The 12,281-nt window shown below is 44.0% G+C and carries 13 protein-coding genes; all 13 read right to left on the minus strand.

Going from position 1 to position 12,281, the window contains the following annotated elements:
* The coding region (locus tag QZL69_RS13875) for a maltose acetyltransferase domain-containing protein (protein WP_330361782.1) at positions 1-377 on the minus strand (377 nt) is incomplete at its 3' end.
* Positions 378-479: 102 nt separating this feature from the next.
* Positions 480-1,085 carry an ABC transporter ATP-binding protein gene (locus QZL69_RS12255; RefSeq protein WP_022215492.1) on the minus strand — a complete coding sequence of 202 codons (606 nt, stop codon included), beginning with the start codon at positions 1,083-1,085 and terminating at the stop codon, positions 480-482.
* Positions 1,082-2,002: an oligopeptide/dipeptide ABC transporter ATP-binding protein gene (locus QZL69_RS12260; RefSeq protein WP_022215493.1), complete on the minus strand. Its 921-nt coding sequence runs from the start codon at positions 2,000-2,002 to the stop codon at positions 1,082-1,084. The genes QZL69_RS12255 and QZL69_RS12260 overlap by 4 nt, the downstream gene beginning before the upstream one ends.
* A gap of 9 nt (positions 2,003-2,011) precedes the next feature.
* On the minus strand, positions 2,012-2,839 hold the full coding sequence (locus QZL69_RS12265; RefSeq protein WP_022215494.1) for an ABC transporter permease: 828 nt from the start codon (positions 2,837-2,839) through the stop codon (positions 2,012-2,014).
* On the minus strand, positions 2,836-3,831 hold the full coding sequence (locus tag QZL69_RS12270; RefSeq protein ID WP_022215495.1) for an ABC transporter permease: 996 nt from the start codon (positions 3,829-3,831) through the stop codon (positions 2,836-2,838). Before QZL69_RS12270 ends, QZL69_RS12265 begins: the two co-directional genes overlap by 4 nt.
* 6 nt (positions 3,832-3,837) lie before the next feature.
* The gene (locus tag QZL69_RS12275; protein WP_022215496.1) at positions 3,838-5,433 is read right to left on the minus strand and encodes an ABC transporter substrate-binding protein; all 1,596 of its coding nucleotides are present in this window, start codon (positions 5,431-5,433) and stop codon (positions 3,838-3,840) included.
* 361 nt (positions 5,434-5,794) lie between these two features.
* Positions 5,795-6,463, minus strand: a complete 669-nt coding sequence (locus QZL69_RS12280) for an energy-coupling factor ABC transporter ATP-binding protein (RefSeq protein WP_022215497.1) — start codon at positions 6,461-6,463, stop codon at positions 5,795-5,797.
* Positions 6,464-6,540: 77 nt separating this feature from the next.
* Positions 6,541-7,359 carry an energy-coupling factor transporter transmembrane component T gene (locus QZL69_RS12285; RefSeq protein WP_022215498.1) on the minus strand — a complete coding sequence of 273 codons (819 nt, stop codon included), beginning with the start codon at positions 7,357-7,359 and terminating at the stop codon, positions 6,541-6,543.
* The gene (cbiM, locus tag QZL69_RS12290; RefSeq protein ID WP_022215499.1) at positions 7,359-8,363 is read right to left on the minus strand and encodes a cobalt transporter CbiM; all 1,005 of its coding nucleotides are present in this window, start codon (positions 8,361-8,363) and stop codon (positions 7,359-7,361) included. Before cbiM ends, QZL69_RS12285 begins: the two co-directional genes overlap by 1 nt.
* Positions 8,364-8,510: 147 nt before the next feature.
* Positions 8,511-9,089: a DJ-1/PfpI family protein gene (locus QZL69_RS12295; protein WP_022215500.1), complete on the minus strand. Its 579-nt coding sequence runs from the start codon at positions 9,087-9,089 to the stop codon at positions 8,511-8,513.
* 46 nt (positions 9,090-9,135) lie between these two features.
* Positions 9,136-9,894 carry an ABC transporter ATP-binding protein gene (locus QZL69_RS12300; RefSeq protein WP_022215501.1) on the minus strand — a complete coding sequence of 253 codons (759 nt, stop codon included), beginning with the start codon at positions 9,892-9,894 and terminating at the stop codon, positions 9,136-9,138.
* A 1-nt stretch (position 9,895) separates the two neighbouring features.
* Positions 9,896-10,696, minus strand: coding sequence for an ABC transporter ATP-binding protein (locus QZL69_RS12305; RefSeq protein WP_022215502.1), 801 nt, complete (start codon positions 10,694-10,696; stop codon positions 9,896-9,898).
* Positions 10,697-10,744: 48 nt separating this feature from the next.
* The gene (locus tag QZL69_RS12310; RefSeq protein WP_022215503.1) at positions 10,745-12,280 is read right to left on the minus strand and encodes an ABC transporter substrate-binding protein; all 1,536 of its coding nucleotides are present in this window, start codon (positions 12,278-12,280) and stop codon (positions 10,745-10,747) included.
* Position 12,281: the final 1 nt, after the last annotated feature.

The raw sequence follows: 12,281 nt of genomic DNA on the forward strand, positions 1-12,281 counted from the left end.
CTGAACTCCGAGCAATTGAAGTTGATCAAACAGATTGCAGAACAGTTTTGTAAAAAGAAATAAAAAATTAAAAAATGAACCACAGAACAGTTTTTGACAGCTATTCTGTGGTTTTTGTTTTTTATTTCAATGTATCCCACCCAGTCAATCTTACGATCTCTGTAGTAATACTCTCTGTCATGGTCGTTGAGTTCTCGAAGGACACGGCAGGGATTACCAAGATGAACATGCCGTCCGCCCCAGTTTGCATAAAACGGTGGCTCGATATAACAGCCTTCTCCTGCTTCTGCGAACATTTCTTTGATCAGCTCTGCTCGTTTTTCCATCTGGGATGGGCGGGTCTGATTGTAGTCGTACATTTTTTCCAGGCAGGTCATCTGGAAACCTACAAGTTCTTTGATGTTTGGATTAAAAAAATACCAGCTTATAAAGCATAGTGTTGATGTTCCATACTATATCTTTATAAACTGGTGTTTCTTCTATTTATCTAACTCAATTACTCTTGTGCAGACTTTCTTGATCAGTTCCGGGCTGTGGCTGACTACGAGCATTCCGATATTTCTTCGTTCTGTTTCTTCGATGAGAAAATGCCAGATCTGGCTCTGGGTGATGAGATCCAGCATGGTTGTGATCTCGTCTGCCAGAAGGAAACGGGTTCTCTGTCCCAGGGCTCTTGCAATGCAGAAGCGCTGTAATTCTCCTCCTGAGAGTTCTGTCGGAAATCTATTCATCCAGTCAGGTTCTATTCCCAGCTTTTCGATCAGTTCCGGTGCTGTCCTGTCTCCTTCTTCGATTACATTTTTCATGCGGAGTCTTGGATTTACCGCCTGCTCCGGGTGCTGCCAGATCATCTGTATCGGACAGTATGCGCCATATTCGCTGAGTGGTTTGCCATCAAGAAGCACTTCGCCACTTTGCGGTGCTTCATATCCAGACAGGATCTTACACAGAGTTGTTTTGCCAAAACCACTGGGAGCTATGATTCCTACACGTTCACTGCTGTCTGCACTTAAACTGAACTGTCTCAGTATCTGTCTGCCTTTTACATCATAACTAAAAGACAGATTTTTTGCTTCAAGTCTCATAATATGCACCTCACATATCCACTGCCGGAAGCTTTCCATGGAATCTCGCCCTGACATTCCTGTGATTTCCTGTCGCATCGTGGTGCAAACGGGCATCCCTGCAGGTTATCTTTTACATAAGGCTGTACCCCGTTAATATATTGGAAACCGTGCTTCGGCATCGCACGCCAGAGTGCTCTGGTATATGGATGTCGAAGAGTTTCTTCCTCATTAAAATCATCCACTGCCGCGTCTTCGATCGTATAACCGGCATAAAATACCTGTACTCTGTCTGCCGTTTCCAGGGCAAGTTCCAGATCATGTGTAATGACAAGAACAGCAGCTCCCATATCCGCAAGCTGGCGAAAATGTTCCATTGCACGTTTTGCGAGTTTCGGATCCAGCCCGGGTGTCGGTTCATCCGCGATGACCAGCTTTGGATTCTCGATCAGTGCTGTAGAGATCATGATTCTCCTGGTCATTCCCCCGGAAAGTTCAAACGGATACTGTTCCTGAACCTTTTTATCCAGAGAATATTGTTCAAAAATAGAATCCAGATGTTTCTTCTTTTCTTTGTTCTTTTTTCCTTTGCAGATCTGCTGTCCGACCTTCATTAATGGATCCAGATAAGAAGTACTCTGCGGGACCAGAACGATTTCTTTCCCCCGCAGTTTCCGGATGTTTTTTTCTGTCAGCGGCTCTCCGCAGTATCGTATTTCTCCACCCATTTCAGCATTATATGGCAAAATCCCCATGATCCCATGTGCCAGCAGACTTTTGCCCGAACCGGAAGAACCGACTACTGCCACCATTTCTCCTGCATGGATCGTGACACTCAAATCTTTGATCACAGGCAGTTCTGTCTGCTGTATTCCTTTCTGGTACTGGGTAAAAGATATTTTCATGTTGTTGATTTCCAGAATTTTTTCCCTTTCCATTCTCTTCTCCTATTCGTGTGCACTTGCCGGATCCAGCAGCCTGCGGAGATTTTCACCTGTTGTATAAAAACATACAACGGTGATCACCAGCATAATTCCCGGAAATAATGCAAGCCACCACTTTCCTGTGATCAGATATTTCATTGCTTCTGACAAAATAATTCCGATCGCAGGCTGTTCATTTGACAGCCCGAACCCAAGAAAAGTGATACTGGATTCATGAAGGATCGCATGCGGAAAAAGAAGGACAAGTCCGACAATAAACTGCGGAAGCAGATGTGGAACCATGTGTTTCATTGCGATATACAAGTTGCTTTTTCCCAGTTTTCTGGCTGTTTTTATGTAAATCTGTTCTTTGAGCTGCAGCACTTCACCTCTAATCAGTCTCGCCAGAGATGTCCAGTGCGTCAGTGCAACTCCAAGAATGACTCCCTTAAGTCCTCTTCCGCATGCAACGCAGATAAGGATCAGAAGAAGCATATGCGGAATTCCCATGACCAGGTCTATGATCCATGTCACAATGGTATCTGCTGTTTTTCCCATTGTTGCAGATACAACTCCAAGAATAAATGCCATGACCGCGCTGAACGTAGCTGCACATACTCCTATGATGATACTGATAGAAAGTCCTCTGACTGTCCGTGCAAACATATCTCTTCCAAGCCAGTCTGTACCAAACGGATATTTCAGGCAGGGTGCAAGGTTTTTTCTGGAAAAATCTGTTGCCCTTGCTGCATCTTCGCAGAACAGGCCACTGATACAGACTGCTATAAGAAACACCACGGCGATAACAAGCCAGAGTACCAGAGTTTTTCTGCGGTTCCATCTGTTTTTCATCTTCCCGCACCCCCTCTTCGGATCCTCGGGTCGATGACTCCGTACAGAATATTGGCTATAAAGTTTCCTCCAAACACAAACAGTGCACTTATGATCGTGATCGCCATCAGAAGCGGCATATCACTTCCAAGACCTGCACTGACCGCTGCCTGTCCAAGTCCCGGATAGGAAAAAACCTGCTCCACAAGCACTGAGCCGCCAAATATCTCGCTGATCGAAGCAAACTGAAGTGTCACTGCCGGGCCAAGGACATTGCGGAAACCATGGTTTTTGAATATCTGCCAGTTACTCTCTCCTCTTGCTTTTGCAAAAAGCACGTAATCGCTGTCACAGATGTCGATCATTTTTTCTCTGGTATGCATGGCAATATTGGATATTCCTGTGATGGAAAGTGTCACCGCCGGAAGGATTGCATGATACACACGGTCAAAAAAAGTCACTCCGCTTGCCTCAACTCCAATCGGTACACTTAATCCTATCGGAAGTATTTTAAGCCATACTCCAAAAATGATAAGCAACAGCATAGCAATCCAGAATGCCGGGGTACTGGAGATCACCAGACAGTATCCTTTGATGATCTTATCAATCGGTTTTCCACGGTTCATCCCTGCAAGTGAGCCCAGCAAAAAACCAATCAGTCCTGACAAAATCCATGCAATGATCATCAGAAACAGGGAATTTCCAAGTTTTACGGCGATCACTGTCGTTACCTTCTGTCGATAAAGGAGAGATATTCCCATATCTCCCCTCACAAAATCTCTGAACCATGCAATGTAGCGCTGCAGGGGCGGCTGTCCCACGCCCCAGTATTCTTCAAGTTTTGCGATCTGTTCCTGACTCATGCTTCCAAGCGCAGCCTGTCCGACATTCGCTTTCAGAGGATCGATCGGAGAAGCTGTCATAAGTGTAAAAGCAGCAACACTGACCGCAAACAGCAGAAGCAGCACTTTAATGAAATTTTTTAAGATAAATTTTGCTTTTGAATTATTCAAGATCTGTTACTCCCATGACCACTGATCTACGTTATTTACGATAGACCAGCCATGTCCGTGTGGATGGATCTTCTGGTCAGCTACTTTGAGTCCGTCTTTTACAAAGTACAGATGATCGATATTGCAGAGCCAGATCCACGGGATATCTCCCTCCTGTGTAATTCCGCTCTCTCCGTCCCACTGGGCTTTTTTCCAAAGGTCATACGATGCTTCCAGATCACTGGATTTCAGAGCTTCATCCATATATTTGTCTACGGTTTCGTTCGCATATGGAGAGTACTCTGCAAGGCCGGTCTCGCTCATTGTATGATAGATGTTGTACAGCTCCATTGGTGTATGTGCGCCCCATCCCCATACAAGTGGCTCAGACTCTGCTCTTGTGTAGGCAGTATCCCAGTCAACGCCCTCTGTTGTCACTTCAATTCCAAGTTCGGCAAGCTGATTCTTGCTGTCTTCTGCCAGTGCCTGGCGAACAGAATCGGATGCCGGATACAGCATGGTAAATTCCGCACGTACGCCGTCTTTTTCACGGATTCCGTCATCACCTTCTGCCCATCCTGCTGTTTCAAGAATTTCTTTTGCTTTATCCAGATCGTATTCTACTTCTGCTTCCTCGTTATACCATGGCATTTTATCGCACACGCTGTATGCCGGGGTTCCGTAACCATTCAGGACATTCTGGATCATTTCTTCACGGTCAATGCCGATATTGATCGCACGTCTTACTTCTACATCGCTGGTGAAGTCATTTCCATAAGTTACTCCGTCAATTTCCTCTGCTGCTGTTGCCGGAAGGTTGAATCCGCGGTTATCTACTGTCTGCACGCTGAACAGATCATATCCGTCAACCGTCATATCTGAATAAGATGCCGCCGTATGTGCCACGTCTACCGTGCCGGACTGAGCTGCTGCCAGTGCTGCATCTTCTTCCATGAAAAGAACGGTTACTTTTTTCATTTTTGGTGCTTCGCCGTAGTAGTCCGGATTCGCCTCAAAAATAACCTGCTGTCCTTTGTCCCACTGTTTCATGATATAACGTCCGGAACCGATCGGATCCTGTCCGTAATTCTCATTATAAGCATGTTCCGGAACGATTCCTACAATTGCCATTGTATATGGCCAGACTGCAAATGGTGTGTTCATGTGAAATTCAACCGTTGTATCATCCACAGCCACTGCTTCTTTCAGCATGGAAAAATCATTGACGGAACTGTTATCGCGGCAGTTGTTGTATGTAAATGCCACATCGGATGCTGTCAGAGCTTCACCGTCTGTAAATTTGACATCATCCCGGATCTTAACAGTCCAGGTAAGTCCATCATCGCTCACAGAATAATCTGTCGCCAGATCCATACCGATAGAAAGATCTGTGTTTGTAGTAGTAAGTGTGCTCTGGATCAGTGGCTCATGCACATGCTCTCCTGCGCCCCATCCATATGCCGGGTCAAAACCGGACTCCGGCTCAGATGTTGTCGGCATGGTTACGATTACTTCATCTTTCGCTGTGCTTTCTTCCTGTGCCGCAAATACAGTTGCAGATCCTCCTGCAAAGGATGCTGTCACACAGACCGCCATCATAATTGCCAGTAATTTTCTCTTCATTGTCTCATTTCCTCCTTTTGTTCTTATTTATGCATAACGCTGTGTCTATCAACAGTTTTATGGTTTATTTTTATTTATTATGCATAACAAGTTCTATCAGTATACCATCAATTTCGGTCATATATAACCGCCCCTGGGGGATATTGACATATTCATATATCGCATGGATCATACTGTTTTTTTCATGGCTTTACATCCCCCTGGGAGGCTTGTTTTTACACTGCGTTTTGTTAAAATATAGTCAACACAAAGAACTGTGTTATTTTATCAAATAAAGGTGCACAGACCTCCACCCTTAAGGCACCAGTTAACCCATAATAAAAAAAGTACTTCTAATCCGCGGGAAGTACTTTTTTTATATTTATATCATTTTTAATTCATGGTCTTCATTCATAACCGCAAATCTGCTTCCGATCGTTTCTGCAAGATGTCGATTATGTGTGATAGTAATCAATGTCTTTCCTGCCCTGTGAAAATTCTTCAGAAATTCCAGCAGCATGTCCTGTGTTTTCTCGTCCAGACCGGCAAGCGGTTCATCCAATATCAGCACTTCCGGATTTAGTGAAAGAATACAGGCAAGCGAAACTTTGCGTTTCTCACCTCCGCTCAGATGATACGGCGGTCTTTCTCTGAGTTTTTCTATTCCAAACAACTGCAGACAGTCTTCTGTTCTTTGCCTGATTTCAGTTTCTGACAATCCCATCTGAACAGGACCAAATGCAATTTCTTCTTCCACGCTTCCGCAGAACAGCTGTGTATCTGCATTCTGAAACACATATCCCATCTGCTGATGGAACCACTTTGCAAACTGTCTGTCTTTCAATGCTTTTTCTGTAATTTCATGATCATTATAAAAATAATGTCCCTCAGAAGGATATATAATTCCATTCAATAACCTGATAAGCGTTGATTTCCCACATCCGTTTGGTCCCTGAATAACCACAGAATCGCCTTTTTCAATCTGGAGATTCACATATCTTAGTGCCACCTCATGCTCATATGCGAAGCAAACTTTTTCCAGTGTGATCATAATTGTCTACCTTTATCCTCTCTCCTGCTGCCTTTATGTCTTTATGAAACAGATGTATCGTAAACGTTACTGTTCATTCAGTTCAGGTGAATAAACAGTGCCACGCACCCTGCCATGATCAAAATATGTACAATGTCGTACGGACACACTCTGTATTTCTGTTTTGACTGATATTCTCCGGTGAATCCCCTGCAGCACATGGATGCATACATTTCTTCTGCCATTTCGCTGGATTTGAGAAAGGTAATTCCAAGAATGCCGGAAAAAGATTTTGCCTTGTCCGGATTTTTTCCCACAGATCTCAGGCTGACGGACCGTAAAATCTCCACACATATCTCACCCAGAACTGAAATATATTTCAGTGTAATATCCAGAGTAAAAATAAACAACGATGGTACATGAAAAGTTCTCATGCCGGCTGTGAGTTTATTCCACGAAGTCCCTGCTGACAAAATACCGACCAATGTTACCGATACGTATACTCTCGCTGTAATGTTTGCCAGAGTCTGAGGATTCCCCATAAAAACCGCCGGCAAAAGAAGAAATATCGAAATCATAACTGATCCTGCTGTTCCGCTTAATATCTGTCGGATAGCAGATGCTGAGAAAAAGGCCAGTCTGACCGTTACAGCAGCACACATGATCAGTACAAACAGATAATTTCCCGAACATGCGGTAAGAATAATATAAAGTACCGTATAAAACAATTTAAGAGAAGGAGTGGCAGAAAATCTGCCATCCTTCCCTTCATCAAATCTGAGTCTTGCCAGCACAGACAAAACAGATTTTGTGCTTCTGGTAAGAAAAGCTTCTTTGTCTGCAGAGGGGTTATACTCTTCCTGCCTGCACATCCAGTCTGGAATCTCTGTTTTTTCTGTTCTGTAATTATCCATCATTATGCCGCTTTCTTTTTGAAATCAACTTTGTCTTTCATAAGTGAAGAAATGATCTTAAAGAAAATCACCAGAAGTGCCACACCGACAACTGCCGACAGAATATATCCTGTCCATTCCGGCATACCTGCCATGGAATAATCCGGGAACAATGTCGAAAGTTCAAATCCGCTTTCCATTCCTGCCGGAGTGTATCCCAATTGTGCGCCGCCACTGACAAGTGTTGACATTTCATCAACGCCCCATTCGCCCCAGGCAGTGCCTGTCGCAAGAAGACCGATCGGTGTCAGGACGATAAGTATCGCAATCAGTATATACAAAGGTTTAAATGAAGTTTTATTCGGAACTGCATCCAGAGCGGATGGTGAAACCTTCTCTACAAATGTCAGTACCACTACAGTAAGTACAATCTCTGCCAGTCCAAACAAAGTAATATGTCCAATCATCATTGCCGGTATGGACACGCTTAAAGGATATGGACAGTAAAGTGCCTGACCTGCTGCATTCTTAAACAATAACGGCTGAATACCAAATTCTACAGCCGCACAGAATGCTGCCGCATTAATTCCTATATATGCACCAATTGCTGCACTGAGTTTACGCATACCTGTTTTTTTCAGAAGCAGCTTATACAGGAAAAATCCCAGGTACGGCAATACAAACGCCATGTTGAAACAGTTGGCTCCAAATGCAAGGATTCCTCCATCCCCAAAAAGCAGTGCCTGTATCAGCAGCGCAATGGAAACCGATATACATCCGGCTGCCGGATTGCCTGTAAGGATTGCAATAAGAGTTCCACCTACTGCATGTCCTGTAGTGCCTCCCGGAAGTGGCACATTAAACATCATTCCAAGAAATGAAAAGGCAGCACCGATACCAAGAAGCGGCATCCTGGCCTTTGGTATTTCTGTTCTTACTTTGTTGATTGAATATCCCCAGACCGGGACCATGGCGGCTGTCATTACAGCACATGTCGACGGGCTTAAATAGTTCTCAGGTATATGCATAGATATACTTCCTTTCCCTGTGAAAACTTTATTTTATTTGGTGCGCGCCTCATAATTAACTGTATTGTAGCACCACATTAAAGCGTCAGCAACCTACCCTGGGGGATATGGAGATATTCTTATCTGTTATGGATAAGTGATTGTTTTTCATATGTGCAGGCTACTGTCCCATTCATATCCTATTTCTTCTGCAATTTTTTCAGCGATATCAATATCCAGCATATCACTGATCAGCCCCAGTGCCATGTCCATTGCCGCCATTGTCGTACTGCTGGAATAATATTTCCCGTCCGAAATCCAGTTCTCTCTACTGATGTAGTTGATTCCCACTGTAAACATCCGCTTCCAGTTTTCATCATATGCATAATCTGCCACCTGCCTATGGAACAGAAGCCCTGTTCTCGCAAGCATTGCAGAAGCATTCTGAACCATCACACAAAAAGATGCTTCTTCTACGGCCTGTTTTAACATCTGCTGTCCCTTATCTCCTTCTGTATGCAGAAAGCTCTTGACGCCTTTTCCTCCTGGAATCAGAAATACATCTTCAATCTCAACTGGATTTAATGGCTCTGTCCATACTTTCATCCCCTGTTTTCCAGTGATCAGTCCTCCACGCAGTGAGATAAACCGTATATAAAAATGTTCCGGTACAGTTCCAAAGATCTGTACCGGGCCAAATGCATCCATCGCTTCAAAATCATCAAACAGAAAAACATTTACTACCATACTTCCTGCCCTCCGGTTATTATTCGCTGATTATTATGCTGTCGATTTATAAAACTGAATCTATTAATTTCTTTGTATAATCCATCTTCGGATGATTGATGATATCATCCGGTGTTCCATATTCTACTGTCTTTCCATGATAGAGAACCAGTACTTTGTCACAGAAGGCCTGCACCAGCGCAAGGTCATGACAGATCAGGATAAATGACAGATTCTCTTTTTCTTTCAGTTCAATCAGAAGTTCCAGGATCTGTTTCTGCACAGTTACGTCAAGTGCGCTGGTGGCCTCATCACAGATCAGGATCTCCGGACTGACTGCAAGTGCTCTGGCAATTGCGGCTCGCTGGCACTGCCCTCCGCTGACCTGATGCGGATAACGGTCCGCGTATTCTTTAGAAAGGCCGCATCTTTCGAGAAGATTTTCTACACGTGTTCGTGTTTCTGTGCGATTTATCCCCATATTCCGGAGACTTTCCCCAATTCCGTCGCCCAAAGTACATCTCGGGTCAAAAGATTCCATTGGCATCTGAAAAACCATCTGGATATTCTGATATGTTTCTCTCAAATCTTTGCCTCTGGCATGAGTGATGTCCTTTCCCTTAAGAAAGACCTGTCCCTCTGTGATACTTTCCAGATGTGTGATCATCTTGGCAATCGTACTTTTGCCAGATCCGGACTCTCCTACGATTCCAAGGCATTCTCCACGTTCCAGTTCAAAGCTTACATCATCCACAGCGGTCATGGATTTTTTCCCTGATATAAATACTTTTTTGAGATGGTCTGCTTTCAGGATAATGTCTGTCATTTTACTGTACCTCCTGATTTCTGTTCCGTTTCAGATGAAGCACGGAACTCATCAGTTTCTTTGTATACGGATCTTTCGGATGATCCAGAACAGTCTCAGTTTCTCCATACTCCCTTGCCTGTCCATTCTGAAGTACCAGTATTCTGTCTGCCATCAGCCTTACAACACCGATATTATGTGTTACAAGAATCATCGCGGTATTGTATGTTTTACGCATAAGCAGAAGTTCCTCTACTACCTGTTTCTGAACGGTCACATCCAGCGCACTGGTAGGTTCATCTACCAGAAGCAGGTTCGGATGCATAATCATAGCTGTACAGATTCCCACTCTCTGGTTCATTCCACCAGAAAGTTCAAACGGATAACTGTCCAGCACGCGGTCACTGTCGTTCAGTCCAATCTTCTTCATGATCTGTCCTGCTCGTTCCCGAACTTCCTTCTGGCTGATCTTCTCATGTTCTGACACTGCTTCATGTATCTGTGCTCCGATCGTACGTACAGGACATAATGCGGCTTTGCAGTCCTGAAATACCATTCCGATCTCTGTTCCCAGAAGCTTACGGAGTTTTTTTTCGCTCATGTCTGTAAGGTTCTCACCTTTGTACCAGATATCACCTCTTGTAACCAGACCTTCTTCTCCCAGAATCCCCATGATTGCCTTGATGATCGTACTTTTGCCGCTTCCGGACTCGCCCACGATTCCAAGGATTTCGCCCTGCTTTAATTCAAAGCTGACATCCTCAACCGTTGGTTTTCCATTATAAGAAATTGTCACATGCTCTACACGAAGCAAAGAATCCATAATTTATTTTCTCCTCAAAAATTGCTGCTGCAAGCAGAAGCAATAATTTTATTCTACATCCAGGTCAGCAGTGATCTCATAGTAATCACATGGATGTGCTGCCATTCCTGTAACATTTGATTTTGTTACGATTCCCATATTCAGATGAGATACAAAGAAGAACGCATCATCATCCAGAATATCCTGCTGAAGTTCTACTGCAAGTTTTGCTCTTTCATCCTTGTCAAACGTCTGGTGAAGCTGATCTGTCAGTTTTGTTACTTCTTCATTCTGATAGTTACCATAGTTCTTGGCACCTGTTACTGTACTGGTAAAGAAGTATTCCGGATCACCTGTCGGTGCTGTAGTTATAGAACTTACATATACATCAAAGTCTCCATTCTTTGCAATCGTCATATGGTCAGATGTATTATTTACAACCACATCGATTCCGATATCTTTCAGTGTAGCCTGTGCGTACTCGGCAAGTTTCGGCTGTTCCAGACGGGTTGGGTAAGTCAGCCAGTTAATGCTGAGTTTCTGTCCGTCTTTATCTACATATCCATCACCATCAGTATCTGTCCATCCTGATTCTTCGAGAAGTTTCTTTGCGCCATCCGGATCGTAAGAAACAGTTTCCACTGCATCGTTTCCATAAGAAAAACTGTTCGGGAATGCTGCTTTTGCCGGAACTCCACGTCCCTGCATAATTACAGAACAGAATCCGTCTTTATCGATTCCCATCTCCACTGCTTTGCGGACATTCTGGTCTTTCATGATCTCGGAATCCATATTAAACTGACCGAAGAAGCAGCGGCTTGTTGCACAGGAATTAATTGTGTAATCTGTATTTCCGTCAAATAATGCATAGTTATCATACTGGAGTCCATAAGTTCCCTGAATGTCTCCGGTCTGCAGGGCTGCGGTCAGTGCACTTCCGTCTGCAAAAGATTTGACTGTAACTTTATCTACTTTCACTTCACCGCCCCAGTAGTTATCGTTTTTTACCAGATCGATCTGGGTTGGAGTGACGTTCTCTGCAATATATGGGCCAGTTCCGGCCACATTGGCAGAACCGCCTTCACCCTGGATTCCATAATCCATGTCAATGATCGCACCATATGGATCACCAAGATAATTGATGATCGCCGGACATGGCTCTGTTGTATAAATGGTAAGTGTCAGACCATCTGCATCAATATGATCGATCTTCAGATCATAAGGTGCACGGTCATGAACTGCGATCAGATCTTCCAGACATTCCTTGACTGCTTCCGCATCCATGGTACGTCCACTGGAAAACTGTACTCCGTCACGAAGTGTGATCTTTACAGTTGTATCATCCACAAATTCATAATCAGTTGCAAGCCATGGCTCTACTTCCATGTTGTCATTATATTTGAACAGAGTTTCGCCAACGCCATAACGAAGTGCACTCCAGCCTGAATAGTTGTCATGTGGGTTTAATCCCGCATCTCCCATTTCCTCGCTGTATCCGGTTGTTCCATAAACAAAAGCCTTTTCACCGTCAGCCCATACGGTTGTAGACATTCCTGCTACAAGCATTGCTCCTGTCAGAATTGCTGCAAGTAATTTCTTCTTCATA

It is taken from the genome of Blautia sp. CAG:237 (assembly GCF_000436615.1).
GTDB classification, from domain to species: domain Bacteria; phylum Bacillota; class Clostridia; order Lachnospirales; family Lachnospiraceae; genus Blautia_A; species Blautia_A intestinihominis.

Bases quoted from the DNA above. Each gene is read 5' to 3' on its own strand.
- QZL69_RS12255 (WP_022215492.1), bottom strand. From the start codon at position 1,085: ATGAGACTTGAAGCAAAAAATCTGTCTTTTAGTTATGATGTAAAAGGC.
- QZL69_RS12260 (WP_022215493.1), bottom strand. From the start codon at position 2,002: ATGGAAAGGGAAAAAATTCTGGAAATCAACAACATGAAAATATCTTTT.
- QZL69_RS12265 (WP_022215494.1), bottom strand. From the start codon at position 2,839: ATGAAAAACAGATGGAACCGCAGAAAAACTCTGGTACTCTGGCTTGTT.
- QZL69_RS12275 (WP_022215496.1), bottom strand. From the start codon at position 5,433: ATGAAGAGAAAATTACTGGCAATTATGATGGCGGTCTGTGTGACAGCA.
- QZL69_RS12280 (WP_022215497.1), bottom strand. From the start codon at position 6,463: ATGATCACACTGGAAAAAGTTTGCTTCGCATATGAGCATGAGGTGGCA.
- QZL69_RS12285 (WP_022215498.1), bottom strand. From the start codon at position 7,359: ATGATGGATAATTACAGAACAGAAAAAACAGAGATTCCAGACTGGATG.
- cbiM (WP_022215499.1), bottom strand. From the start codon at position 8,363: ATGCATATACCTGAGAACTATTTAAGCCCGTCGACATGTGCTGTAATG.
- QZL69_RS12295 (WP_022215500.1), bottom strand. From the start codon at position 9,089: ATGGTAGTAAATGTTTTTCTGTTTGATGATTTTGAAGCGATGGATGCA.
- QZL69_RS12300 (WP_022215501.1), bottom strand. From the start codon at position 9,894: ATGACAGACATTATCCTGAAAGCAGACCATCTCAAAAAAGTATTTATA.
- QZL69_RS12305 (WP_022215502.1), bottom strand. From the start codon at position 10,696: ATGGATTCTTTGCTTCGTGTAGAGCATGTGACAATTTCTTATAATGGA.
- QZL69_RS12310 (WP_022215503.1), bottom strand. From the start codon at position 12,280: ATGAAGAAGAAATTACTTGCAGCAATTCTGACAGGAGCAATGCTTGTA.